Source organism: Pseudomonas sp. WS 5059 (assembly GCF_012985525.1).
Lineage (GTDB): Bacteria > Pseudomonadota > Gammaproteobacteria > Pseudomonadales > Pseudomonadaceae > Aquipseudomonas.
Map to the genome: position 1 here is coordinate 1 of NZ_JAAQWO010000008.1, position 23,909 is coordinate 23,909.

Sequence of the window (23,909 nt, forward strand, 5' to 3'; positions counted from 1 at the left end):
ACGACGTTGATAGGTTGGGTGTGTAAGCGCTGTGAGGCGTTGAGCTAACCAATACTAATTGCCCGTGAGGCTTGACCATATAACACCCAAGCAATTTGTTTCTCGAAAGAGCATCAGATTGCGGTGTATGAAGACGAAATGAACCGAAAGTTCGAATCTCACAAAACACCGAAAGCTGTCACATACCCAATTTGCTGAAGCGAGGCACCTGCCGCGACTCAGTACCCGAATTTCTTGACGACCATAGAGCATTGGAACCACCTGATCCCATCCCGAACTCAGCAGTGAAACGATGCATCGCCGATGGTAGTGTGGGGTTTCCCCATGTGAGAGTAGGTCATCGTCAAGATTAAATTCCAAAACCCCAATTGCGAAAGCAGTTGGGGTTTTGTTTTGGGCGGTCGAAAACCCATAAGCCCGCAAGCAACTGGTCGCGCCCGCCAACTGCAACAAATGCGATTGCTGCTCTATGCTTAGTTGGCTTGACTCATTCTTAAGGACGGGAGGTAGGTATGACCACTGAACCCAAACCGCGCGATGACGCGGAGCAGGAGCGCGCCAGGCAGCGTCGCGAGAAAGAGAAGCCACAGACCTGGAAGCATCCGGATGACGGGACGGAGCTATCCGAACGCGATCAGGAACGCCCCCTGAAGCCATAACTGTAGGAACCGGCTTGCCCGCGATGGGCATAACGCTGACAGGCCCCCGCCGTCAAGCCGGCTTACAGGACATCGGCGTACACAACTCCACCAGCGTCCCATCCGGGCAGCGCACATAAGACACCACTTGGCCCCAGGGCTTGCTGCTCGGTGCTGATAGCTCGGTCGCACCCGCGGCCACAGCCTTGGCGTGGGCGGCCGGGACGTCATCGGTCACAAATCCCCGTTCCACACCCAGCGGTTGCTTAGAAGAATGAGCAGCGACGTGCCCACCCTTGAAATTCAACTCCCCCAGTTCATGCGCGGCGAAGGACAAGGTGGTGCCTGCGGTTTCCAGCTCGCCATAGGTCCCAGACTCATGCAGGAAGCGTCGACTGAAGCCGAAGGCCGTTTCAAAAAACTGCAGCGACGCGGCGACATCCGGGACGTAGACGATGGTGTAGGCGAATTTCATGGCTAAGCGCTCCGTGCTTGAAAAAGATGCCTATTAGAGGAAGTGCCAGCAGGCTCGTCAACCTGCCGATACCAGCAGCGCCGTGGGAAACCCCGACGCCAAGACCAGGTACGCCACGATGGCGGCCAGGCACAACCCGATAAATACCCGCAGCAGCGTCCTGGCGGTTGGATGGGCGATGAACCTGATACTCCAGATGCACAGCCCGGCCATCAGGATGGCCAGGGCAAGAATGACCAGCACGGGGATGTTCTCGGTTGCCATGGAAGCTGATTTATAGTCCCAAATACGTGGGTTGGATAGTCGGCGCATAGACGCAGGCCCCGCTGTGTTCCTAAACTGCCGACTGTCTTGGGCAGTGGGGCGCTTGCCATGAATCGCAATGAATTACGCAAGGCCGACATCAACCTGATGGTGGTCTTTGAAACACTGATGCTCGAGCGCAACGTAACGCGTGTGGCAGAGAAGCTGTTCCTTGGCCAGCCCACGGTCAGTTCGGCCCTCAACCGCCTGCGCACGCTGTTCAACGACCCGCTGTTTATCCGTGTCGGCCACCGCATGGAACCCACGGCGCGGGCCGAGGAGCTCATCCTGCATCTGTCGCCGGCCCTGGACTCGCTGTCGGCGGCGTTGAGTCTTACCCATGATTTCGACCCGTCTGTCAGTACCATGACCTTTCGTATCGGCCTGTCCGATGACGTCGAGTTCGGTCTGTTGCCACCGCTGTTGCGGGCCCTGCGCACCGAAGCACCGCAGGTGGTGTTTGTGGTGCAGCACGTCGATTACTGGCGGATTCCCGATTTGCTGGCCTCTGGCGATATCACCGTCGGCATCACCCAGACCCGTGGCCTGCCGGCCAATGCCAAGCGCAAACTGTTGCGCCACATCCGTCCCAGCGTGCTGCGCGCCGATGCCTCGGACCAGGCGCTGACCCTCGACGAATACTGCGCACGGCCCCATGTGCTGGTGTCTCACACCGCTAACGTCGCGGGGTTTGCCGATGAGTGGCTGGCGGAGATCGGTCGCAAGCGGCACGTGGTGTTATCCGTGCCGCAATACAGTTCCTTACCGGCATTACTGGCCGGCACCGATATGATCGCCAGCCTGCCAGACTACACGGCCCAAGCCATGGCGGCGGCGGGCAACCTGTTTTGTGAGCCGTTTCCGTTCGATACACCGACCCTGGACCTGTCCATGGTCTGGCTCAGCCACGTTGACAGCGACCCCGCCGAACGCTGGATGCGCTCGCGGCTGGAAGCGTTCATGGGGGCGTGAGCGCGGCAAGTTAGGCGTTTGCTTCTCTTGCCACGTCCACTTTGCAACTGGCCGCAACCGCCGCCACCTGCTCGCGAAACCACGCGTTGGCGCTTTCCTGCTCGCTGGCATCGTTCCACTGCATCTCCAGGGTAAACCCCGGCAGGCCGTTGGGGGCTTCGCAATGGCCGAACTGTGGTTCCACGGCCAGCAGTTGTTGCACGCGCCGGGGTAGGGTGACGATAAAGTCGGTGCCGGCAATCATCTTCAGCGCCGCGCTGTAGCTGTTGGCCCGGGCGATGACCTGGCGCTTGTGAGCCTGGCGGCTCAGCCAGCCGTCGATCATGTTGGTGTCCGAGGTCCAGGGCGTGGGGAACACATGGCGCCGGGCCACAAAGGACTGCAAGCTGAACGCCGGCTCCCGGGGGGCCGCACGCTTGTCGAAGACGCAGACCAGGTCGTCCTCCAGCAGCATCTGGGTCCTGAGGTCCTTGTGCTCACGGTGAAAGTGCGGGCCGAAGCAGATCACCAGGTCCAGGCGCCCGTCACGTAGCGCCTCGACAGGGATCTCGGTTTCCAGCTTCTGCACATTGACGATCACCGGCAGGTCGGCATGATCGAAGTGTTTCAACAATCTGGGCAGGATCAGTTGCTCGAAGTATTCGGGTGCGCAGAGGTTGAAGGTGACGGCTTTTTGCGTGGGATCGAACGTCTGCGCGCCCGCGTGGCACAGGTTGATGCTTTCGAGGATTTTCTGCACATGCCCGTACATGGTGCTGGCCTTGTAGGTTGGGCGCATGCCGGCACGGGTGTTGATAAACAGGTCGTCCTCAAAGCTGGTGCGCAGCTTTTTCAGGCTGTAACTGACCGTGGACTGGCTGACAAACAGGGTTTCGGACACATCGGTGACGCTGCTTTGCTCATACACAGCGATAAACACCATCAGATCCTGCATATCGAGCTTTCTAAGCAAGTTACTGTTTAGCATTCGTTCCGTCCGTGAGCCTGTTGCGCGACCGCAGCGCAAACAAGACAAAATGTTAACGGAACGCTCGTCCCAATAGAAAGGTCTGTCGGACCTTTCTATGTCCATTGTGGGACAGATACTGTTTGGAACACGACGCCCTAACGAATATGCCGTGCATAGTGGCGCGGGTCGAAGCGCAGGACTATCAGTAACATCACCCCCACCACGGCGGTGAGTGACCACCAGGCCCATTCGAAGCTGCCCAGTTGGTCGCGGATCATCCCGGCAATCAGCGGCGACACCCCAGCGATCAGGTAGCCGATGCCTTGCACAAACGCCGTCAGGCCACCGGCGCGGCGCGGGTTGTCCAGGTGGTCGAGGGACAGGATCAGGCTCATCGGGAACAGCCCGCCAATGCCCAGGCCCAGCAGGCATGGCCACAGCAGTGTGAGGTGTTGCGGGGAAAGGATCAGGCCGCAGAAGCCGGCGATGATCAGCACCAGCAGCACGGCCACCACGCCGCGCTTGTCCTGGCGCCGGTTGGCGATAGCCGGGGTGATCAGCCCGGAGACCACTTCCATGGCCGTCAGGAAGCCCAGCAGCAGGCCGGCGTTCTGTTCGCTCCAGCCCTGCTCGACGTAGTACGGCGCCAGCCAAGCCAGTACACAGGTGTAGGACGCGGTACCGAGGCCGAAGAAAATCGCCAGCAACCACGCGCGGCGATTGTCGAAAAACGATTCCTGCGGGCCGCTGCCGGCTTGGGGCAGTGGTGGCAACGCGGCGCGCTGGGCATACCAGAACAGCAGCGCCAACACGGCAAGCACCGCCCAGATCGCCAAACCCATCCGCCAACTGCCAGTCTGTACCTGGATGAATGGCGAGAACGACGCCGCCAATGCCGCGCCGCCCATGATCGCGGTGACGTACAAGCCCATGAACAGCGAAACGTTGTCACTAAAGCGCGACTTGATCAGCGCCGGCATCAACGCCTGGATCAGGGCAATGCCCACGCCGGCGGCGATGGCGCTGAGGATCAACTCGGCGGCAGAGTCGAGAAACAGCCGCGACAAGGTGGCAATGCCAATCACCACCAGCGACAGGGCAATGCTGCGATGCTCGCCAAAGCGTTTGCCCAGGCCCATGCCGAAGAACATCGCCAAGCCCATCGCCATCACCGGCAACATGGTCAGTAACGAAGCAGTGCTGAAACTCAGCGGCACATCGCCGCGGATCGACGATAACAAAGGGCCGACCGCCGCCATGGACGGACGCAGATTGAGGGCCACCAGCACGACGCTGATTATCAGCCAGAGGGCGGTAGTGGGTTTTGCGTGGACGTTTTCCATGGGCGGGCCTTGAGCGGACAAGGTCGCCATTAGGCGACCGCGCGGGCCCGGCGGCAAATCAGAAAGTCGCAGGAGCTATTGAAAAACTACATCTGTAGGAGCCGGTTTGCCGGCGATAGTGGTTTGTCAGATAAGCCGCCATCGCCGCCATCGCCGGCAAGCCGGCTCCTACAGGGTTGTGGGCTTAGTAGCCCACGGTGAAACGCTGGCGCGAATGCTTGGGTGTTTCCACTTCGTCGATCAAGGCAATGGCGAAGTCGGCAAAGCTGATCCAACTGCGGTTCTCGCTGCTCACCAACAGGTCATCCTGGCCCAGGCGGAACTTACCGGTGCGCGCGGTCTCGACAAACTCTGCCGAGGGCGAAAGGAACGTCCAGTCCAGCTCCTTTTCCTGGCGCAAGGTGTCGAGGAACGCTGCGCCAGCACTGGCCTCGGCCTTGTATTCGGCAGGGAAGCCTTCGCTGTCGATGACCCGCCCGCCACCCGGCAGCAGCAGCGAACCCGCACCGCCCACCACCAGCAGGCGTTTCACGCCGGCCTGTTTGACCGGCCCGATCACCGCAGGCGCAGGCAGGGTGGCGAAGTGCGCGGCGCTGATCACCACGTCGCTGCCGCTGATGGCCTGTTGCAGGGCTTGGGCGTCCAGTGCGTCCACCTGTTTGACGGTCAGGCCGGGACGCGCGGCGATCGCGCCGGTGTTACGGGCAATGGCCGTGACGGTGTGGCCGCGACGCAGGGCTTCTTCCAGCAGTTGGCTACCGGCACGGCCGGTGGCACCAATGATTGCAATCTTGCTCATGACGTTCTCCAGTGTGGGTAAGGGTTGGATCAAATCACCACTTCATTTCGCCCTTGGCGACTTTGGCGCTCAGCTCCAGGGAGCTTTCATCGGCCAGGTTCGGGTAGCGTTTTTTCATGGCTGCGATCAGGGCCAAGGAATCCTTGGCCTTGGCGGTTTCTACATCGAAAGCCTTGATGTAGTCGGCCGTAAAGGCGACAGCTTTGACCGAAGGCGTGCCCAGGTAGTGGCCGGGAACCACGGTGACCGGCTTGAGTTTTTCGATACGTTGCAGGGTGCCCAACCAATCGGCATGGGACTGTGCGCCCTGGGTGTCGGCCATCCAAAGGTGGATGTTCTGCGAGACCACCACGCCGCCGACCACGGCCTTGATCGACGGGATCCACACAAAGCTGCGGTCCGGCTGCGGGCCGTCCAGGCCGATGACTTCCAGCGATTGCCCTTCGAGCGTCAGGCTATGGCCGTCGAGGACTTGGGGAATGAGGGTCTTGGCGGGTTTATCGGCGCCCATTTTCGGGCCCCAGTATTCAATCTTTCCGGCAACGGTGGCCTTGATATGCTCGACCACCGGTTGTGGCGCGACGATCTTGGCCTGTGGGAAAGCGCTGGCCAGGGTGTCGAGGCCGAAGTAGTAATCCGGGTCGCCATGGCTGATGTAAATGGTGGTCAGCTGTTTGCCGCTGGCGCGGATCTTCTGCACCAGTTGTTCGGCCTGGCTTTTGCCGAACTGCGCGTCCACCAGGATCGCGTCTTTTTCGCCGCTGACCAGCACCGAACTGACGGGGAAGATCGCCGATTCACCTGGGTTATACACCTCGAGGGTCAGGTCGGCGGCGACGGCGTGGGCGGCAAGGCCGAGAACGGTAGTGGCCAATACAAAGCGCTTGAGGGTAGTGAGCATGTTCAAGTCCAGGTCAGGGATGCCTTGGCAGGCGATGGACAGAGCTTAGTTGCACTGAACGCAGCAAAAAATGCGATGCTTGGACATAGTTTGTTTCTAAAACCGGGCAAATCATGGATCGTCTTCAAGCAATGCGGGTGTTTGTCACCGTGGTCGACCTGGGCAGCCAATCGGCCGCCGCCGATCATCTGGACCTGTCGCGCCCAGTGGTGTCGCGCTATCTGGCGGAGCTGGAAGACTGGGTGGGCGCGCGCCTGATGCACCGCACTACGCGCAAGCTCAGCCTGACCGCCGCTGGCAGTGAGACCCTGCCGCGTTGCCGGCAGATGCTGGAACTGTCCTACGACATGCAGGCCGCCGTCAGCGAACCGGACGACGCCCCTCGCGGCCTGGTGCGCCTGAGCGTCAGCACCTCGTTTGGCCAGGCGCAGTTGGCCGAGGCCATGGCCGAGTACGTCAAGCGTTATCCGCTGGTCAGTATTGACCTGCAAATGCTCGACCGCACAGTGAACCTGGTGGATGAGCGCATCGACCTGGCGATCCGCACCAGCAACGACCTGGATCCCAATCTGATTGCGCGTCAGTTGACCGTGTGCCGCTCGGTGATCTGCGCGTCGCCGGCCTACCTGCAGGAACACCCGCAGCCCCAGCGGGTAGAAGAGTTGGCGGATCACAACTGCCTGACCCATTCCTACTTCGGCAAGAGCCTGTGGCATTTCGAGGAGAACGCTGAGCCCGTGTCGGTGCCGGTGCATGGCAATATCAGCGCCAATGAAGCCAGCACCTTGCTGCGGCTGACCCTGGCCGGGGCAGGGGTGGCGATGTTGCCGACCTATCAGGCCGGCGACTACATCCGCAGCGGCCAGTTGATCCGCCTGCTGCCCCATGCCGAACCGCGGCAGATGAACATGTATGCGGTGTATGCCTCGCGCAAGCACATGCCCCAGGCATTGCGCAGCCTTCTGGATTTCCTGGTCTTGAGGTTCCCGCCAGAGCCGCAATGGGACGTGGGGCTGTAAGCTCTATAAGGCGTCTGAATACCCGTCAATACTGGCAACTGGCCCTGGCTGGCCTATGCTCAATACAGCACCTTCTTGATCTGTCCGGAGGTTGATGCCATGACGATCAAAACCAGAAAGTACCTGACGATTTTTGCCCTCTGCGCCTTTGCCACGGCCCTCTATGGCACCGCAGCCTACCGCGCCGAACAGGCCCGCCTGCAACCCGGCATGGCTTCTGCCTGCAACCATGGGCAATGCACCTACTCGGCGACCCTGAGCGCACTGCGCTGACACGCAACCTGTTGCAGCAGCCGGCTTGCGGGCTCCTGCAACAGTGCGTGGGTGGTCGGTCAGTCCGCGTTCAGTTGTTCGCGAAATGCCTTGGGTGAAAATCCTACGCGCCTGCGAAACAATCGAGAAAAGTTCGTCGGGTCAGAGAACCCCAGCACGTCAGACATTTCATTAATGGTCATGCTCGTGTAGGTCAACAGACGCTTGGCCTCCAGCAGTTGGCGGTCGTGCATGATCTGCAACGCCGGCTGCCCGCCCAGCTCGCGGCAGGTGCCGTTGAGGTGCGACACCGAGATCCCCAGCTTGTGCGCCAGGTCTTCGATCTTCGGGTGTTCGCGGTAGTGCTGCTCAACCAACTGGGTGAAGTGCCGGAAGTACTCGCGGCCCCGAGGTGCCCGTGGATGGCGGCGTTGGATGGCCTGGCGGCTGATCCACACCAGCAGCACGCTGACCAGCGCGTGCATCATCATGTCCCGGGCCGGGAAGTCATCGGTGTATTCATTCTGCAAGCGGGTGAACAGGCTATTGAGGTAGTCACTGTCCTGGCCCGCCGGGTAGCTGCCCAGGGCGCTCAAGCCGTCTACCGCCGAGCCCAACTGGCCCTGCAGGTGCGCCACCAGCGGCGCGGCCAGTGTCACCACAAACCCTTCTACATCCTCGGCAAACCGAAACCCGTGCACACACAGCGGCGGCAGCACTTGCAGGGTCGATTCGGTCAGCGTCGTGCGCTGGCCCTCGATCTCCAATTGCGCCTGGCCCTTGTACACATAGAGCAATTGGCACAGGTCCGCATGCCGGTGGGGCTGGATCTCCCACTGGTACTCGCGGCTGCGCCGGGAGATGGTCTCGCAATGCAGCAAATCCGGAGTCGGCCACTGCTGGCTTTCTCCGTAGAGTTTGAACACTGGAATCGCGGGACTGGCATTTTTGGTCATGTTTTTATCCGATACTCAGGACAGTGGTTCGGTAATCGCCCCGATTGGCGAAAAGCGCAGGCTTTGGCTCAGTTTTCACCTTCTTGTGGGGCTCACTCAAGGGAAAAATGCCAGTACCAAAACCAATGACAACGCTTTCACCGATAACGTTCGGGGGAAGCCGGCGGGCCATAAAAATAATGAAAACCCTAAAAACTCAAGTCGCCATCATCGGCGCCGGTCCTTCGGGGCTGCTGCTCGGCCAATTGCTGCATAACGCGGGGATTGAAACCCTGATTGTTGAGCGCCAGGCCCCGGACTACGTTCTCGGGCGAATTCGCGCCGGAGTGCTGGAGCAAGGCATGGTCGACCTGTTGCGCCAGGCGGGTGTCAGCCAGCGGATGGACGCCGAGGGCCTGGTGCATGAAGGCTTCGAGCTGGCCCTCAATGGGCGCTTGCACCACATCGACCTGAAGACCCTGACCGGCGGCAAGACTGTGATGATCTACGGCCAGACCGAAGTCACCCGCGACCTGATGGCCGCCCGCGAGCACGCCGGCGCGATCACCCTGTATGAAGCGCGCAATGTTCAGCCCCACGACCTTAAGGGCGAGCGGCCCTGGCTGACCTTCGAGCATCAAGGCCAGCAGGTGCGCCTGGACTGCGACTACATCGCCGGTTGCGACGGCTTCCATGGCGTGTCGCGCCAGTCGATCCCCGCCGATGTGCTCAAGACCTTCGAGCGGGTCTACCCGTTCGGCTGGTTGGGCATCCTTGCCGACACCCCGCCGGTCCACGGGGAACTGGTGTACGCCAAGCATTCGCGTGGCTTTGCCCTGTGCAGCATGCGTTCGCCCAGCCGCAGTCGCTATTACCTGCAGGTGCCGGCCGAGGAGTCGCTTGATGCATGGCCCGACCAGCGCTTCTGGGCCGAACTCAAGGAGCGCTTGCCGGCGGATCTGGCGGCAAGCCTGGTGACCGGGCCTTCAATTGAAAAGAGCATCGCGCCGCTGCGCAGTTTCGTGGTGGAGCCGATGCAGTACGGGCGCCTGTTCCTGCTGGGGGACGCCGCCCATATCGTGCCGCCCACAGGCGCCAAGGGCCTGAACCTGGCGGCCAGTGATGTGAGCACCCTGTTCACCCTCTTGTGCAAGGTGTACCGGGAAGGGCGCGTGGAGCTGCTGGAGAAATACTCCCAGATCTGTTTGCGGCGGATCTGGAAGGCCGAGCGGTTTTCCTGGTGGATGACCTCGATGCTGCACCAGTTTCCCGAGGCGGATGGCTTCAGCCAACGGATTGCCCAGAGCGAGCTGGAGTACTTTGTCGAGTCGCAGGCTGGACGCGCAACCATTGCAGAAAATTACGTCGGGCTTCCTTACGAGGCTATCGAATAGCCGGCTATCGAGTAACATGGCGGGCATTGCCGCTTGCCTGCAGGTTCTGTCGTGACCCAATCCACACCCTCTGTACGCAGTGTCCTTGCGGCCCTGATGTTGGCGATTTTCCTCGGTGCGCTGGACCAGACCATCGTCGCCGTGTCGATGCCGGCCATTTCTGCGCAGTTCAACGACGTCAACCTGCTGGCCTGGGTCATCTCCGGCTACATGGTGGCGATGACCGTGGCGGTGCCGATCTACGGCAAACTTGGCGACCTGTATGGGCGGCGGCCGATGATGTTGATCGGCATGGGCCTGTTCACCGTGGCCTCGCTGTTTTGTGGCATGGCGCAAAGCATGGAGCAGTTGGTGCTGGCGCGGATCCTCCAGGGCATCGGTGCGGGCGGGATGATTTCGGTAAGCCAGGCGATCATCGGCGACATTATTCCGCCCCGCGAGCGTGGGCGTTACCAGGGTTACTTCAGCAGCATGTACGCCGTCGCCAGCGTGGCCGGGCCGGTGTTGGGCGGCTATATGACCGAGTACCTGTCGTGGCGCTGGGTATTTTTGATCAACCTGCCATTGGGCGCGGGCGCCTGGTGGGTGGCCCATCGCACGCTGGTGGGGCTGCCGGTGCCACAGCGCAAGCCGATCATCGATTACCTTGGCACGGTGCTGATGATCATCGGCCTGACCGCGCTGTTGCTGGGCATCACTGAAATCGGCCAGGGCCATCATTGGCGCGATGATCAAGTACTGGGCCTGCTGGCCTGTGCGCTGGTGGCGTTGACGGTGTTTGTCTGGCATGAGCGCCGGGCGCGGGAGCCGTTGTTGCCCATGCACCTGTTCGCCAACCGCAGCGCGGTGTTGTGCTGGTGTACGATTTTTTTCACCAGCTTCCAGGCCATCTCGCTGATCGTGCTGATGCCCCTGCGCTATCAGAGCGTCACGGGGGCCGGTGCCGACAGCGCCGCCTTGCACCTGCTGCCGCTGGCGATTGGCTTGCCCATGGGCGCGTTCTTTGCCGGGCGCATGACCTCAGTCACCGGCCGCTATAAACCGATGATCCTTACCGGTGCGCTGCTCACGCCGATTGCTATCCTCGGCATGGCCTTCAGCGCACCCCAGTCACTGATCCTCAGCAGCTTGTTCATGGTGCTCAGCGGCATTGCCTCGGGCATGCAGTTCCCGACTTCCCTGGTGGGTACGCAAAACTCAGTGGCGCAACACGACATCGGTGTCGCTACCAGCACCACCAACCTGTTTCGCTCCCTGGGTGGCGCGGTCGGCGTGGCGTGTATGTCGGCCTTGCTTTTGGCGTTGTTGCAGGACTCGAGTTTTGCCCACCTGGCCAGTGGCTCGATGATGGCCGAAGGCAGCTCCGGCAACGTGCTGCTCGATGGCCTCAACGCGGCTCCCGGCCCGGCGCAGGACGCCTTGCGTGGGGAGCTGTTGAGGACCTTCCGGCATTTGTTGATGATCAGCGCGGCGGTGTCGCTGCTGGGGCTGGCAGCGGCGATTGCGATGCCCAACCAGCTGTTGCGCGGGCGCGAAGACAAGGCCCGCTAGCGTAGGCGCCGGCCTGCTCCTACAAGGCGTGCAGTTGCGCGCTTACGGGCTGTAGTAACCCACCGCTACCAGAAAATGCCCGCTCTTGCGCAGATAGGCATGCTTGTTTTCCACCTTGCCGGTCACCGGGTTTTTCCAGCGGTATTCATATTCTCCCTGACCCTGCTCCTTCATCAGTGCCAGGATCGGTTCACCCACGGGCTTGCCGTCCGGATCCTTGATCTTGGCGAAGTCGGTGTTGATCAGGCGCAGGTTGGTGCCGTGGGCCACATAGCGCCCGGTATCCAGGTCGACCACAAACACATACAAGTCGTCCTGCAAAAAGCCGCCTTGCAGCGCATTGATCGCTTTCAACGTACCGGCTTCGTTTTTCTCCAGTTCCCTGACTGCCTTGTCCCGCAGGGCCTTGGCCTGCTCGGGTGTGGCCCGGGGCAGGTAATAGCCGACGGCCAGGATGCGCTGGCCGATACGCTGGTAGAACACATGCTTGCGTTCCACCTTGCCGTCGTTCCAGTTCTGCCAGCGGTATTCGGCCTGTTGGATGCCATTGCCTTCCGGGATCTTCAGCGCGTCCTTGAACGACTGGCGCAGGTCCGGCCCGAGCACTTCGGACACGTCGCGACCGATCAGCGCCGAAGATGGGCCACCACTGGCCAGCAGCACGCCCTTGGTATCGACCACGAACACATAGCGGTCCTTGTCGACAAACTCGCCCTGGCGGCTGAAGGCGGCGAAGGCCTTGTCACCGTTGTCGTGGTAATAAGCCAGGGCCTTCTCCAGCAGCGCCTTGGCGGCCTGGGCGTCCTGTTCATGGGCGGTTGCGGCCTGGGCCTGGCTGAAACCAAACAACAGCAGCAGCCAGGTGGCGCGGAGCATTCCCTTCATTACCCGTCCCTCGTTCTTGTGAATGTCCCAAGAGCGTAGACGGTTGCCCGGGGATTAGAACGGCTGGGTCGGCAGGTATTTTCCGTCCAGGGTAATGACCGCGCGGGAGCCGCCGTCCGGGTCTTCGACCTTTTTGATGTCCAGCTTGAAGTTGATGGCGCTGATGATGCCATCGCCAAACTGCTCGTGGACCAGGGCTTTGAGGGTTGAACCATAGACCTGCAGCATTTCATAGAAACGGTACACGGTCGGATCCGTCGGAATGCCACCGGGGATGCTGCCGCGCAGAGGCACGCTTTGCAGCAGACGGCTGGCGTCCGCGTCCAGGCCCAGTTTGGCGCACACCACATCGGCTGCGTCCTTGGGCAGCGGGTGTTGCCCGAGCAGGGCTGCGGTGACGAACGCCAGGCTCAGGCCGGTGCCGTCGCTGAGGTCCTGCCAGGACAGGTTTTTGCGGGCCTTGATATCAATCACGGTGTCGGCCAGGGCCAGGCGTGGGGTTTGGGACAATTGGGATTGCAGCATGATGACTTCCTCTTCGGTTAAATAAGGTTCAGGCGGCGTGTGCGCGGGTCTGTGGATTGTCCAGCAGGGATACAAAGCGAGCGGTGCGGCCATCCAGGGCGTTGATGCAGCCGCTTTCGATATCGTAGACCCAGCCATGCAGACTCAGCCGGCCCTGTTCAAGCGCCAGGGCGACGCTGGGATGAGTCTTGAGGTTGGCCAATTGTGCGACCACGTTTTCCCGTACCAGGGCGCTCAGTCGCTCTGCATCCGAGGCATGGGTACGTGCGGCGTTGATCACCTTGGCCGACTCGGCATGGCGCAGCCAGTTGGCCACGGCGGGCAAGTGATCCAGGCATTTGCAGGTGGAAATGGCCGTCATGGCGCCGCAGTCGGAGTGGCCGCAAATCACGATATCGCTGACCCCCAGCACGGCCACCGCATATTCGACCGTGGCCGAGACCCCGCCCGGCTCCGGGCCGTAGGACGGCACGATATTGCCGGCATTGCGGATCACAAACAGATCGCCTGGTTCCTGCTGGGTCAACAGCTCCGGGACTACACGGCTGTCGGAGCAGGAAATAAACAGCGTGCTGGGGTGTTGCGTGGTTGCCAGTTGCTTGAACAGGTCACTGCGCTGGCTGAAGGCTTCGCTCTGGAACTTGCGCAAGCCGTCGATGAGATGCTGCATGGTGTTTCTCCTTGCGTCGCTAATGGGGCAAGGATGGAAGTTTTTTGTTATAGCGTCCAAGACTGGATTATTATGGTTTCTATAAGTCATGCCTATAGTTGGAGTGTTTTGCATGCTGCTACGCCATATCCGCTACCTGCTGGCCGTCGCCGAGCACCGTAACTTCACGCGGGCTGCCGAAGCGTTGCATGTGTCGCAGCCGACATTGTCGCAACAGATCAAGCAACTCGAAGAGAACCTGGGGGCACCGCTGCTGGATCGTTCCGGGCGCAGTGTCAACCTGACCGACGCGGGCCAGGCCTATGTGCGGTTTGCCCGCCTGGCGCTGCAGGATCTGCAGGCGGGCACCCGGGCCATGCATGACGTGCAGGACCTGAGCCGTGGCAATTTACGCTTGGCCATGACCCCGACGTTCACCGCGTACCTGATCGGGCCGCTACTGGCCCAGTTTTATCAGCAGTATCCGGGGATCACCGTCAGCGTCGAGGAAATGCCCCAGGACCGTCTTGAGCGCGCGCTGACCGAGGATTTGCTGGATATCGGCATTGGCTTCAGCGGCGAGCACATGCCAGACATCGAATGCCAAGGGGTGTTTGTCGAGGAGTTGAGCGTAGTGGCCAGCGCCAGTCATCCAACCTTGAAGCGCAAACAGTGGCTCAAGCTGGCTGACTTCAAGCAGCAACCCCTGGTGCTGTTGAACAGCGGATTTGCGACGCGACGTTACATTGATGACTATTGCCGGACGCTGGAGATAACGCCGCAGATTGCCATGCAGGCCAATTCGATCAGTGCGGTGATTGAAATTATTCGCCATACCCAACTGGCGACGATCCTGCCCCGCGAGGTGGCCATGGCCCAGCAGGGCTTGCACGCGGTGCAACTGCGCCCGCCGTTGCCGCAGCGCACGGTGGCCCTGCTCAGTCGCAAGGGCGCTTATCGCAGTGCTGCATGCCGGGCGTTTGTCGATGTGGTGAGTGGGTGGCGAATGTTTAGTCATCCTGAAAGTGAACTCCATCAAGACTGAATTTAATGGCTTAACCCAGCGTGTGACGCTGGCGCTTATCTCTTCACTGTGATCCCTGCATGGACGGTTCCCCCGACACTCACCCCGAGGCCTTGCCTGGCGCCATCGCGCCGAGCCGCCCGGTGTGTCGGCTGGGCGTTGATGTATTGCCTTCTGAACTGGCCTTTTGGGCGCTGTGGCACTGCCGCCACGCCCGCCCGCCGGATACCGCTCCCTTACGCTGATTGCCCCCTCACGGGTGCGCCGTCGTGCGCGCCTGCCTGACGCATACGTAAGAGAGTTGCCATGAGTACCGTCTTTGCCAGCCTGCACGAAGCCCAATCGTTTCTTGACCAAAATCCCGATATCGAGATGTTCGAACTGTTCATCCTCGACAGCAACGGCGTGCCTCGCGGCAAGTTGCTGCACCGTGATGAACTGCTGGCGGTCTACGCCAGTGGCCGCCCGCTGCCCAGTACCATCCTGGGCCTGACCCTCAATGGCGACGACGTGGAAAACTCCGGCCTGGTGTGGGAGGTAGGGGATATCGACTGCCGCGCCTACCCGATCAGCGGCAGTTTGCAGCGCATGCCGTGGCGGTTGATTCCCACTGCGGCGGTGCAGGTCAGCATGCACCCGGTGGAGGGCTTGCCGGCGACGGTGGCTGATCCCCGGCACTTGCTGGCCAAGGTCATCGACGGGCTCAAGGCCGATGGTTATTACCCGGTGATGGCGGCGGAACTGGAGTTCTACCTGCTGGACCAGAAGCCCGACAGCAATGGCCGCCCGCAACCGGCGCGGGATATGGACGGCGGTCGCCCGCGCTCGAGCCAGGTCTATGGCCTGCGCGAGCTGGAGCAGATCGAGCCGTTTCTGGCCGACTTGTATAGCGCTTGCAAGCTGCAAGGCATTCCCGCGCGCACGGCGATCTCCGAATACGCGCCGGGCCAGGTGGAGATCACCCTCGAACACCGCAGCGATGCGTTGCAAGCGATGGACGAGGCGGTGCGTTACAAGCGCCTGGTCAAGGGCGTGGCCCACAAGCACGGGATGACGGCCTGTTTCATGGCCAAGCCGTTCGACGACCTGGCCGGCACCGGCATGCACATGCACGTCAGCCTGGCGGACGCCGACGGTAACAATCTGTTTGCCAGCGAGGCGCCCGATGGTACGCCGCTGCTGCGCCAGGCGGTGGGCGGGATGCTCAGTACTTTGCTCGATTCCTTGCTGTTGTTCTGCCCCAACGCCAACTCGTACCGACGCTTCCAGAGCAACAGCTATGCGCCGCTGGCGGCCACCTGGGGGGTCGACAACCGCACCGTGAGCCTGCGTGTGCCCGGCGGCCCGGCGTTTTCGCGGCATATCGAACACCGCATCTGCGGCGCCGATGCCAACCCGTACCTGGCGGCGGCGGCAATCCTCGCGGGGATCCACCGTGGCATTCGTGAGCAGCGCGATCCCGGCGCGCCAGTCACGGGCAATGGTTATGCCCAGGCTAAGGAGCTGCTGCCCACCGACTGGCTGACCACCTTGCGTGCATTGGAAGGTTCGACCTGGGCACGTGAAGCATTCGGCCAGGAGTTTCTCGGCGTGTACCTGGCGGTCAAGCGGGCTGAGTACCGGCAGTTCATGGGCGAGGTGGGCGAGCAGGACTGGCGCTGGTACCTGCACCAGGCGTGATGATGAAGCGCGATGCTTTCGACCTTTTTTTCACGAGCGGGTGGATAAGCTGAGGGTCCAGTGTCCGTAGAGACCGGTTCATCTACATGAGTCCCGTGATGTCGTCGCAACCCCCATCGTCCATCGAGGCTGAATTCGCCGCGCGCTGTGATCGTGACCACGCTCGGGTCTGCGGCGACCCGCGCCCCCCGACTTTACGGCGGCGCCTATGGTTATGGCGCGATGAGCGCCTGGTGCGCCAGGCCCTGAAAGTCGCGGGGGAGCCCGGGCTGCTGCTGGACCTGGCCTGTGGGGCGGGGCGCTTCTGGCCGGTGCTGGCCGAACACAGCAACCGTGTGATCCTCGCCTCGGACCCATCCCAGGCCATGCTCGATCATGCCCAGAGCCATCACGGCGCGGCATTTTTGCGCCGGATCAAGACGTTCCAGGGCTCGGCCTTTTCCATCGGCCTGTCGGCCAACGCGGTGGACTGCATTTTCTGCCTGGAACTGTTTCGCCACGTCCCCACGGCCGACGCGCGCCTGGCGCTGTTGCGCGAGTTTCACCGGGTCAGCCGCGACACGGTGATTGTCTCGGTGGACAGCGACAGCCGCCATCGTGAGCTCCACCCGCCAGGCACGGGGCAAGCCTTGCTGTCCCATCGTGTCGAGGTGGAAGCGGAGTTCCGCCAGGCGGGGTTCACGGTGCTCAATCAGCAAGAGTTCATGCCCGGCTCGACCTTGTGGCGGGTTTATGTGCTGCGCAAACGAGGATAACCCTCAGATGTCGGGCAATTCTTCGTCTCCTGTCAGAGTTTTCATGATGGCTGGCACACTGCGGGTGCTCGAAAGTCCCTCTGGCGATATATACTGCGCGCCATTCTTCAAGGGAGAGCCGTGTGGCCATCGATATTCACTGGATCTGCGACAACGATAGCCTCGGCCAGCATTGCGCCGAATGGCAGCAGTTGCCATTCGTCGCCCTCGACACCGAATTCATGCGGGTCGATACCTTCTATCCCATCGCCGGGCTGATCCAGATCGGCGATGGTGTACGCGCTTATCTGATCGATCCCCTGACCATCGATAATTGGCAACCCCTGGCCGCGCTGCTGGAAAACCCAGCGGTGATCAAGGTGGTACACGCCTGCAGTGAAGACCTGGAAGTGTTGCTGCGCCTGACCGGCAGTCTGCCGGCGCCGCTGTTCGACACCCAACTGGCAGCTGCCTACCTGAACCTCGGCTTCTCCATGGGCTACTCGCGCCTGGTGCAAGCTGTGCTCGACATCGAACTGCCCAAGGGCGAGACCCGTTCGGACTGGCTGCAGCGACCATTGTCCGAGACCCAGGTCAGCTACGCCGCCGAAGACGCGGTGCACCTGGCGCAAGTCTACACACGGCTGCGCCCGCGCCTGTCCGACGAAAAATACGCCTGGATCCTGGAAGATGGCGCGGAACTGGTGGCCAACCTGCGTCGGGAAATCGATCCCTATGAGGTCTACCGCGACGCCAAGCTGGCCTGGAAACTGTCCCGTGCCCAACTCGCTGTGCTGCGCGAGCTGTGCGCCTGGCGCGAACAGCAAGCCCGCGCCCGCGACCTGCCACGCAACCGTATCCTGCGTGAACACTCGCTATGGCCCCTTGCCAAGTCGCAGCCGGATAACCTCGCGGCCCTGGGCAAAATCGAAGACATGCACCCGCGCACCGTGCGCCAGGACGGCGAGTTTCTGCTGGGCCTGATCAAACGTGCCGCCAGTGTGCCGATGGACCAATGGCCGCCGGCCGTGCCTGAGCCGTTGCCGGTGGATGCCGCGGTGCTGATCAAGCAACTGCGCGCCCTGGGCCAAACCTTCGCCGAACGCCTGGACATGGCCCCGGAGCTGATGCTGCGCAAGAAAACCCTCGAGGCGCTGGTCAAGAGTGGCTACCCCGATGGGCCTTACCAATTGCCTGACTCGCTGCGTGGCTGGCGCCGCGAGTTGATGGGCCAGGCGCTGCTGGACAGCCTGGCCACTGCCGGAGAACAGCCTTGAAACATATTTGTTCCATCTACCGCAGCCCGAAACGCGCCGGCATGTACCTCTACGTGCTCAAGAGCGATGCCCTGGAGCGCGTGCCCGAAGGCCTGCTGACCGTGTTCGGCAAGCCGGTACACGCCTTCAACCTGGTGCTGACGGCGGAACGCAAGCTGCAGCAGGAAGATATCGTGGCAGTCCTGGCCAACCTGCAAAAGCAGGGCTACCACCTGCAGATGCCACCGCCGGACGATGAGTACATCGAACACCTGCCCGAAGAACTGCTGCGCCGTAACGACCCGATGTGATCGACCCGTGTCCCGCTCGGGGCACGTTTGAATCGAATGACCTGGCGAGCCCCGAGCCCAGCAGTCAGTCTGCTGCCGGTGGTCGCCTGCACTGTTTTTGAAAGGTTTGAACCATGCGCGTTCTGATAGCAGAACAGGACCACCCGCTGTACGCCCGACTGCTGCGCGAAGCGGCGCCGGATATTGAAGTCCTGACCAGCGGCGACTCGGCTGAACTGTCACGCCTGGCCGCCGATTGCCCGGTGTGGCTGGGCCAGCCGGACCTGCTGGCAACCCTGCTGCGCCAGGGCCATCACCCGCAATGGCTGCAATCGACCTGGGCCGGTATCACGCCGCTGCTGGCCGATGGCTTGCCACGGGATTATCGACTGACCCGTGCCGTCGGCATTTTTGGCCAGGTGATGGCCGAGTACGTGCTCACCTACATGCTCGGCCACGAGCGCGAGGTGCTGGCGCGCCTGGTCAGCCAGGTCGAGCGCAAGTGGGACAACCGCATGGGCCAGAGCCTGGCGGGGCGCAAGGTACTGATCGTCGGCACCGGCGATATCGGCCAGAGCGTCGCGCAGTTCCTGCTGCCCTTTGGCGTGGAGTTATACGGCGTTGCCAGCCAAGCCCGGGAGCAGGCCCCGTTTCTCGAGGTGGCCGGGCCGGATCAACTGGGCCGGCTGGTGGGCGAGGTGGACTATGTGGTCAACCTGCTGCCCAACACGCCGAACACCCACGACCTGTACGATGCGGCGCTGTTCAAGCAGTTCAAGCCGACCGGCTTGTTCATCAACGTCGGCCGGGGCGTGGCGGTGGTGGATGCCGATCTGGTCGAGGCCCTGAAAGAAGGGCACCTGGCCGGTGCGGTCATCGACGTGTGTCGCCAGGAGCCTCTGCCCCAGCGCCATCCGTTCTGGACTGCCTGGGGCTTGTTGCTGACGGGCCACAGCTCGGCGCCGACCTGCCCGCGACGCATGGTGGCGCTGTTTGTCGAGAACCTTGGGGCGTACCAGGCTAAGGATTCGCTGCGTGGCGAGGTGAGTTTCGAGCGCGGATATTGAACTCCCCCACAGGCTGCGTAGCCCGCATCTGATTTTATCGCTGACGGTATCGTGGGAGGCTCGCTGACCTTAATCAGGGAGGCCTCTCAATGTTCGATCTGCGTGCTATCCCCCCGCAAACACCTCTGTTTCCCGCGTCTTTGACTGACCGTGTCGCTGAAGGGGCCAGGCCTGCGCAGCCTGACCCTTTGCCGGCAACTGGCGCTGCTGGTGGCCCGGTCATCCCGACACAGGCCAAACCCAAGTCTGGCCTGCAGGCTGCCCTGGCCGACAGAGAAAACCTGAAGGTCCTGGGGCAAAAGCTCTTCGAGGTCGCCACGCGCCTGGGCGTAGATGCCACTCCGCAAGCTGTGCTGGCGGCGCTGGGCAGTACCCCGATGGGCATAGACCCTGGGTCGTCCTATCCGCTGGATGCCGGCAGCAGCATCACCCTGACGACCTTTATCCGGCATCTTGGATTTTTCCAGCCCACCAGCCATTTTCACCTTGCCAGCCTCGCCGATGCGGTCACTCAAAAAGCCCTGGAGCACCCACTTGGCGATCTTGGCGGCGGCTTATCGTGGCCGGTGCCTATCAGTCCTGATGAGCAACGCAGGCTGGGCGCGCTGGCTCTGGACCGGCTCGGTGATAAGGGGGTGCTGGATTACCTGAACGATCAGCAGCCCGTCGACCTGCAGGTACGCAGCAACCCCATCGAGGCCCTGCAATCGCTGATCAGTTGCGCGCCAGGGCAGCGGCTGGGACAGTACCTGCAAGAGCAAATGGATGCAGTCGCTACCGACCGCAGTATCAACGACTATTTGCTGGCTGCCATTGCTGTGCAGATGGATCCCGAATCCATCACCGCGCCACATCGCACCAAGGTGGCGGGTTTTGACCTGGCAAGCGCTCGGCACTGGGGTAAACCCGCTTCAGTGGTGGTCGACGGGTTGCGCACGCACCTGAGCGCCAGTGGCAGAACCCGCCCGGAGATGGCAGGGGTAGGCGCCTATCTGTTGTTGGCCAGGATGGCCCCCGAGTTCCTGATCAAGGACATCCCCGCCAGTGTCACCTATGGCAGCTCGGCCTGGGTAAACCTGGCGGTTGCGGCGCGCACGATAGAAGCTCAATCGCCGGGCAAGGTACCGAACATGACCTTTGTGCAGGTCATGCTACAGGCCGAGAGTGCGGGCCTGGCTGATCCGGGCGTCACCTGGCGGGCGCAGAAGGCCGCCCTGCTGGACTGGGGGGTTGCCAATGGACTGCTGGAGCGCCGGGATGATGAGGGCTACAGCGACCAGGAACTGAACATACTCAAAGACACCTTCAACAGCCGCCAGCGGCAAATGATCAGCGCCAGCCAGGCATTGGATAAGGCGATTCCCAGTCGAAAAGAGTTGGCGCTGGCCGAACTCAAGCGACGATTTGGCGACCTGGGCGCGTTGTTTGAAGAGAAACTGATCAGTACTACAGGCCATCCGCGAGGTGGTCCTGGAACGCCAGCAACCTACTTGCTTGGGCGCCATTCGCTGCTGGATATCGCCATGATGGACCTACCTTCGCCCGCCGTATTTGATTGCGCAGACAGCCGCATCCCCCTGGCCGAGTTGAACGCCAATCACCGATTTGGCACCACCGAGGCGTTCAACCAGCCGTTCGATGACACGATAAAAAATAAAAAGGCAGCTATCGGCATCACCATCAAGCATCTGGTCGCGCAGTTGCCGGTGGTCGATCGGGAGAACCTTGAGTATGGAAAGCTGACCTTCTATCAGAATCTATCCCACACCTTGGGCCTAGGCTTTACCGACAGAACCCAGCACCCCAAAGGCCAGGAACTGCTGCTGAAAGTTGAGCGCGAGGGAAAGCCTCCAGCAGCCTATGAAATCAACTTTGCCCAAGGGGTTATTCGGCCCGTGGATCTCTGGCGGGCGGCGCAGCGTAGTTCAAGAAATGCCAATGTCGTGTACGAGACCAAAGTGTTCAGCCCTGAGGGTGCCCCTCAGCAGAGAAATGAAAGAACCCCACGGGATAACGGGTTGCTTGATAGCTTTGCGACGCCGCGTACTCAATACATTGCCGATGTATTCGTTGAGCACCTTGATCTGGATGACCCGCAGATAAAGGAACATGCCAGGGGGCAGACCACGCTGGACGAGCAGAAGGGCACAGCCAGGGCGGTTAAAGAGTTTGTGCTCAACCTTGTTCCGTTGCGCTCGGCGATTGTCAATTTTCAGCAGGGCAACTACGGCGAGGGGGCTGTGGACCTGGCGCTGGATATCTTTGGCTTCCTGACTGCCGGCGCGGCAGTGGCGGGGAAACTGGGGCGGTTGGGCGGCGCTGCTGTCTCCGGGGTGACCAAGGTATTACGGGGGACGAAGATAATCGGTGTGGCCACGATTGGCGCGTTTAACCCCCTGGGAGGATTGGGCGACTTGGCCGTGGGCGGTGCGCAACTGGCCGGTAAAGGATTGTCCAAAGGTATCCAGGCGGTTAACAAGCTCAGGGGGAGCAGCGGCAGCTATGACCTATTGAAGGCGGTCAGTAAGGAGTCTGGTGTTGCGGCAACAGGCACCTACATAGTTGCAGGAAGGCGTATCGAAGGCGGCGCGGTGCTGCGCAACGGTAAATGGTATGCCTTCGATGTTGACAGGATACGCCCCTATGGGAGCCCCCTTGAAGGGTTTGTTGCCCAAACCAAGGCCGTGGACGGCGCACTGGCCATGGCGCGTATTGCCCCGGGTAGCGAGCTGGGCAACCGGCTGTTTGCCGAGTACAGCGTTGCGCCCTCGCGAATCGCCGGGCTTTCGCGCAACAGCCAGGGGGTTTATCTCGCCGCTGATGGCCATCTGTCTCATATCCGCCACATCGACAGTGCCGGTCAGACGGCGGTGTATGAAGTCCGGCAAGTCAGTCGTGCCGAGGACGGCACTGTCCAGGCACGGATCTATCACAATGGCCGGCAAACGCCGTTGCTGGTCGAGCACGTCCAGGGCGATCAATGGCGGCGGCTGACGCTGCGCGGGGCGGGGCCTGTGTCAGTCGCGGACGATCTGGGGCCGGAAATCGCGGCCGGTGGCGAGGGTGTGATTTACGCCAGCCGCGATGGCAAAAGTGTCTACAAGGATCTTGGGCCTACTTCACTGCAACCTTCGGCCAATTACCTCAACATGGAGGTGATATCGCTGAATAAATATTATGGCGATGGTTTTGCAAGAGGGATCATTGAGGACGGCTTTAAATACATAAAGATGCGCAAGCTTGATGGGGTGGCGCTCAGTCATTTTGAGAGAGGGAGTTTGCCGCCGCAAGCACGGTCCTTGCTGGATGATGCCCTGGCGCAAATGGAAGCGAAGGATATCTATCACAATGATTTGCAGCTGAAGAACTTTATGTACTCGGCGAAAGACCAGAAAATCTACCCGGTGGATATGGATTCCCAGCCGTTGGAGTTCATGGTGCCGGTGGTGATGGCCGCGTATGTACGTCAAAGGGAGGCGCTGCGCCAGGCCTTTGCGCGCCTGCTTGCCTGAGCGTCGTGATCTGCACCTTGGCGCTTTCAACAAGCTGCATACGCCAGGCGATGGCCTATGCAGCCGGGGGCTTAGAGCTTGAAGTCACCAGCAGATACCAACTCGCTCAACGGCCGGCGGGGGCTTGGGGCTTCCCGGGCCTGTAGGTAGTCGGCCAGGGTCGCCTTGTCCCCCAGCTTGCCCACCGCAACTGCCGCATGCAGCGCATAACCCTCGGGGATCTTCAGTTCCTTGCGGGTCAGCTCCTGGTCGAAGCCGGCCATGCCGTGGGTATGCCAGCCGCTGATGCTGGCTTGCAGCGCCAGGTGGCCCCAGGCCGAGCCGGTGTCAAAGGTGTGCCACAGCGCCGGGGTTTCTTCGCTGGCGCCGGGCACTGCGAAAGTGGTTTTCGACACCACGATCACCAGTGCGGAGGCATGTTGCGCCCATCCACGGTTGAATTCATTGAGCAGGCCCAGGTAACGCTGCCAGTGCGGCGTATCGCGACGGGCATAGAGAAACCGCCAAGGCTGCGAGTTGTAGGCCGAAGGCGCCCAGCGCGCAGCTTCGAAGAAGCTCAGCAGGGTTTCCTCCGGAATGCTTTCCCCGGTAAACGCACGCGGCGACCAACGCTCGGTGAACTGCGGGTGGATCGGGTAATCGGCAACGCGTGGCTCAGTGCTCATAAGCGGATCCTGGTGAAAAAAACGGCCCTCAAAGCTACTGCGCCGTCGCGCGCCTGACAAGTCTTGCCCTACCGGCAGTCGTAAGCGCTTG

Annotated in this window: 24 protein-coding genes and 2 rRNA genes; 15 read left to right on the forward strand and 11 right to left on the reverse strand. The window is 61.5% G+C overall.

Annotation, left to right across the window (positions count from 1 at the left end; all coding sequences use genetic code 11):
- From HBO12_RS22300 to HBO12_RS22310, 3 genes are all read left to right on the forward strand, one after another.
- A 23S ribosomal RNA gene (locus tag HBO12_RS22300) occupies positions 1–79 on the forward strand; the annotation flags it as partial.
- Between the two features lie 154 nt (positions 80–233).
- Positions 234–349, forward strand: a 5S ribosomal RNA gene (rrf, locus tag HBO12_RS22305).
- A 163-nt stretch (positions 350–512) separates the two neighbouring features.
- The gene (locus HBO12_RS22310) at positions 513–659 is read left to right on the forward strand and encodes a hypothetical protein (protein WP_170043237.1); all 147 of its coding nucleotides are present in this window, start codon (positions 513–515) and stop codon (positions 657–659) included.
- Positions 660–711: 52 nt separating this feature from the next.
- Here HBO12_RS22310 and HBO12_RS22315 read toward each other — a convergent pair whose 3' ends face one another.
- Both HBO12_RS22315 and HBO12_RS22320 read right to left on the reverse strand, forming a co-directional pair.
- A complete protein-coding gene (locus HBO12_RS22315) occupies positions 712–1,113 on the reverse strand; it encodes a VOC family protein (RefSeq protein WP_170043238.1) in 402 nt (133 codons plus the stop codon).
- A gap of 57 nt (positions 1,114–1,170) precedes the next feature.
- Entirely contained in the window at positions 1,171–1,377 is a 207-nt protein-coding gene (locus HBO12_RS22320) for a hypothetical protein (RefSeq protein ID WP_178121219.1), read from the reverse strand.
- Between the two features lie 108 nt (positions 1,378–1,485).
- Between HBO12_RS22320 and HBO12_RS22325 the strand changes: the two genes are divergently transcribed.
- Positions 1,486–2,388, forward strand: coding sequence for a LysR substrate-binding domain-containing protein (locus tag HBO12_RS22325; RefSeq protein ID WP_169955544.1), 903 nt, complete (start codon positions 1,486–1,488; stop codon positions 2,386–2,388).
- Between the two features lie 10 nt (positions 2,389–2,398).
- Here the strand turns inward: HBO12_RS22325 and HBO12_RS22330 are convergent, their stop codons facing one another.
- The 4 genes from HBO12_RS22330 to HBO12_RS22345 form a co-directional block, all read right to left on the reverse strand.
- A complete protein-coding gene (locus tag HBO12_RS22330) occupies positions 2,399–3,355 on the reverse strand; it encodes a LysR family transcriptional regulator (RefSeq protein ID WP_169955545.1) in 957 nt (318 codons plus the stop codon).
- Positions 3,356–3,492: 137 nt separating this feature from the next.
- A complete protein-coding gene (locus HBO12_RS22335) occupies positions 3,493–4,680 on the reverse strand; it encodes a CynX/NimT family MFS transporter (RefSeq protein WP_170043239.1) in 1,188 nt (395 codons plus the stop codon).
- Positions 4,681–4,864: 184 nt separating this feature from the next.
- Positions 4,865–5,479, reverse strand: a complete 615-nt coding sequence (locus HBO12_RS22340; RefSeq protein ID WP_170043240.1) for an NAD(P)-dependent oxidoreductase — start codon at positions 5,477–5,479, stop codon at positions 4,865–4,867.
- Between the two features lie 34 nt (positions 5,480–5,513).
- Entirely contained in the window at positions 5,514–6,380 is an 867-nt protein-coding gene (locus HBO12_RS22345; RefSeq protein WP_170043241.1) for an MBL fold metallo-hydrolase, read from the reverse strand.
- A 113-nt stretch (positions 6,381–6,493) separates the two neighbouring features.
- Here HBO12_RS22345 and HBO12_RS22350 point away from each other — a divergent pair, with 113 nt between their 5' ends.
- Entirely contained in the window at positions 6,494–7,399 is a 906-nt protein-coding gene (locus HBO12_RS22350; RefSeq protein ID WP_170043242.1) for a LysR family transcriptional regulator, read from the forward strand.
- A 99-nt stretch (positions 7,400–7,498) separates the two neighbouring features.
- Complete coding sequence (locus tag HBO12_RS22355) at positions 7,499–7,672, forward strand: hypothetical protein (protein WP_169955550.1); 174 nt, start codon at positions 7,499–7,501, stop codon at positions 7,670–7,672.
- Positions 7,673–7,731: 59 nt separating this feature from the next.
- On the opposite strand, the gene HBO12_RS22360 is transcribed toward HBO12_RS22355, so the two are convergent.
- A complete protein-coding gene (locus HBO12_RS22360) occupies positions 7,732–8,607 on the reverse strand; it encodes a helix-turn-helix domain-containing protein (RefSeq protein WP_170043243.1) in 876 nt (291 codons plus the stop codon).
- Between the two features lie 179 nt (positions 8,608–8,786).
- On the opposite strand from HBO12_RS22360, the gene pobA reads away from it, so the two are divergent.
- Positions 8,787–9,980, forward strand: coding sequence for a 4-hydroxybenzoate 3-monooxygenase (gene pobA, locus HBO12_RS22365; protein WP_170043244.1), 1,194 nt, complete (start codon positions 8,787–8,789; stop codon positions 9,978–9,980).
- A 33-nt stretch (positions 9,981–10,013) separates the two neighbouring features.
- Complete coding sequence (locus HBO12_RS22370; protein ID WP_170043245.1) at positions 10,014–11,531, forward strand: MDR family MFS transporter; 1,518 nt, start codon at positions 10,014–10,016, stop codon at positions 11,529–11,531.
- Positions 11,532–11,573: 42 nt separating this feature from the next.
- On the opposite strand, the gene HBO12_RS22375 is transcribed toward HBO12_RS22370, so the two are convergent.
- Genes HBO12_RS22375 through HBO12_RS22385 form a run of 3 tightly spaced genes read right to left on the reverse strand, consistent with a single transcriptional unit; the run spans position 11,574 to position 13,611 of the window.
- Positions 11,574–12,416 (reverse strand): cache domain-containing protein, encoded by an 843-nt coding sequence (locus tag HBO12_RS22375; protein ID WP_170043246.1) that lies wholly within the window; start codon positions 12,414–12,416, stop codon positions 11,574–11,576.
- A gap of 54 nt (positions 12,417–12,470) precedes the next feature.
- The gene (cynS, locus tag HBO12_RS22380) at positions 12,471–12,941 is read right to left on the reverse strand and encodes a cyanase (protein WP_057958800.1); all 471 of its coding nucleotides are present in this window, start codon (positions 12,939–12,941) and stop codon (positions 12,471–12,473) included.
- Between the two features lie 28 nt (positions 12,942–12,969).
- Entirely contained in the window at positions 12,970–13,611 is a 642-nt protein-coding gene (locus HBO12_RS22385) for a carbonic anhydrase (protein ID WP_057958801.1), read from the reverse strand.
- A gap of 112 nt (positions 13,612–13,723) precedes the next feature.
- On the opposite strand from HBO12_RS22385, the gene cynR reads away from it, so the two are divergent.
- The 7 genes from cynR (at position 13,724) to HBO12_RS22420 (ending at position 23,153) form a co-directional block, all read left to right on the forward strand.
- Positions 13,724–14,635, forward strand: a complete 912-nt coding sequence (cynR, locus tag HBO12_RS22390; RefSeq protein ID WP_169955555.1) for a transcriptional regulator CynR — start codon at positions 13,724–13,726, stop codon at positions 14,633–14,635.
- Between the two features lie 285 nt (positions 14,636–14,920).
- On the forward strand, positions 14,921–16,294 hold the full coding sequence (locus HBO12_RS22395; RefSeq protein WP_170043247.1) for a glutamine synthetase family protein: 1,374 nt from the start codon (positions 14,921–14,923) through the stop codon (positions 16,292–16,294).
- Between the two features lie 98 nt (positions 16,295–16,392).
- Positions 16,393–17,049 carry a class I SAM-dependent methyltransferase gene (locus HBO12_RS22400; RefSeq protein WP_169955557.1) on the forward strand — a complete coding sequence of 219 codons (657 nt, stop codon included), beginning with the start codon at positions 16,393–16,395 and terminating at the stop codon, positions 17,047–17,049.
- Between the two features lie 122 nt (positions 17,050–17,171).
- On the forward strand, positions 17,172–18,305 hold the full coding sequence (gene rnd / locus HBO12_RS22405; protein ID WP_169955558.1) for a ribonuclease D: 1,134 nt from the start codon (positions 17,172–17,174) through the stop codon (positions 18,303–18,305).
- Positions 18,302–18,595 (forward strand): YcgL domain-containing protein, encoded by a 294-nt coding sequence (locus HBO12_RS22410; RefSeq protein WP_169955559.1) that lies wholly within the window; start codon positions 18,302–18,304, stop codon positions 18,593–18,595. The genes rnd and HBO12_RS22410 overlap by 4 nt, the downstream gene beginning before the upstream one ends.
- A gap of 113 nt (positions 18,596–18,708) precedes the next feature.
- Entirely contained in the window at positions 18,709–19,641 is a 933-nt protein-coding gene (locus tag HBO12_RS22415) for a D-2-hydroxyacid dehydrogenase (RefSeq protein ID WP_169955560.1), read from the forward strand.
- Between the two features lie 89 nt (positions 19,642–19,730).
- Positions 19,731–23,153, forward strand: a complete 3,423-nt coding sequence (locus HBO12_RS22420; RefSeq protein ID WP_170043248.1) for an OspG family effector kinase — start codon at positions 19,731–19,733, stop codon at positions 23,151–23,153.
- 71 nt (positions 23,154–23,224) lie between these two features.
- On the opposite strand, the gene HBO12_RS22425 is transcribed toward HBO12_RS22420, so the two are convergent.
- Entirely contained in the window at positions 23,225–23,818 is a 594-nt protein-coding gene (locus HBO12_RS22425) for a nitroreductase family protein (protein WP_169955562.1), read from the reverse strand.
- Positions 23,819–23,909 lie beyond the last annotated feature (91 nt).

Excerpts from the sequence above, each read along its gene's own strand:
- HBO12_RS22310 (WP_170043237.1), top strand. The coding sequence starts at position 513 with ATGACCACTGAACCCAAACCGCGCGATGACGCGGAGCAGGAGCGCGCC.
- HBO12_RS22315 (WP_170043238.1), bottom strand. The coding sequence starts at position 1,113 with ATGAAATTCGCCTACACCATCGTCTACGTCCCGGATGTCGCCGCGTCG.
- HBO12_RS22320 (WP_178121219.1), bottom strand. The coding sequence starts at position 1,377 with ATGGCAACCGAGAACATCCCCGTGCTGGTCATTCTTGCCCTGGCCATC.
- HBO12_RS22325 (WP_169955544.1), top strand. The coding sequence starts at position 1,486 with ATGAATCGCAATGAATTACGCAAGGCCGACATCAACCTGATGGTGGTC.
- HBO12_RS22330 (WP_169955545.1), bottom strand. The coding sequence starts at position 3,355 with ATGCTAAACAGTAACTTGCTTAGAAAGCTCGATATGCAGGATCTGATG.
- HBO12_RS22335 (WP_170043239.1), bottom strand. The coding sequence starts at position 4,680 with ATGGAAAACGTCCACGCAAAACCCACTACCGCCCTCTGGCTGATAATC.
- HBO12_RS22340 (WP_170043240.1), bottom strand. The coding sequence starts at position 5,479 with ATGAGCAAGATTGCAATCATTGGTGCCACCGGCCGTGCCGGTAGCCAA.
- HBO12_RS22345 (WP_170043241.1), bottom strand. The coding sequence starts at position 6,380 with ATGCTCACTACCCTCAAGCGCTTTGTATTGGCCACTACCGTTCTCGGC.
- HBO12_RS22350 (WP_170043242.1), top strand. The coding sequence starts at position 6,494 with ATGGATCGTCTTCAAGCAATGCGGGTGTTTGTCACCGTGGTCGACCTG.
- HBO12_RS22355 (WP_169955550.1), top strand. The coding sequence starts at position 7,499 with ATGACGATCAAAACCAGAAAGTACCTGACGATTTTTGCCCTCTGCGCC.
- HBO12_RS22360 (WP_170043243.1), bottom strand. The coding sequence starts at position 8,607 with ATGACCAAAAATGCCAGTCCCGCGATTCCAGTGTTCAAACTCTACGGA.
- pobA (WP_170043244.1), top strand. The coding sequence starts at position 8,787 with ATGAAAACCCTAAAAACTCAAGTCGCCATCATCGGCGCCGGTCCTTCG.
- HBO12_RS22375 (WP_170043246.1), bottom strand. The coding sequence starts at position 12,416 with ATGAAGGGAATGCTCCGCGCCACCTGGCTGCTGCTGTTGTTTGGTTTC.
- cynS (WP_057958800.1), bottom strand. The coding sequence starts at position 12,941 with ATGCTGCAATCCCAATTGTCCCAAACCCCACGCCTGGCCCTGGCCGAC.
- HBO12_RS22385 (WP_057958801.1), bottom strand. The coding sequence starts at position 13,611 with ATGCAGCATCTCATCGACGGCTTGCGCAAGTTCCAGAGCGAAGCCTTC.
- cynR (WP_169955555.1), top strand. The coding sequence starts at position 13,724 with ATGCTGCTACGCCATATCCGCTACCTGCTGGCCGTCGCCGAGCACCGT.
- HBO12_RS22395 (WP_170043247.1), top strand. The coding sequence starts at position 14,921 with ATGAGTACCGTCTTTGCCAGCCTGCACGAAGCCCAATCGTTTCTTGAC.
- HBO12_RS22400 (WP_169955557.1), top strand. The coding sequence starts at position 16,393 with ATGTCGTCGCAACCCCCATCGTCCATCGAGGCTGAATTCGCCGCGCGC.
- HBO12_RS22415 (WP_169955560.1), top strand. The coding sequence starts at position 18,709 with ATGCGCGTTCTGATAGCAGAACAGGACCACCCGCTGTACGCCCGACTG.
- HBO12_RS22420 (WP_170043248.1), top strand. The coding sequence starts at position 19,731 with ATGTTCGATCTGCGTGCTATCCCCCCGCAAACACCTCTGTTTCCCGCG.
- HBO12_RS22425 (WP_169955562.1), bottom strand. The coding sequence starts at position 23,818 with ATGAGCACTGAGCCACGCGTTGCCGATTACCCGATCCACCCGCAGTTC.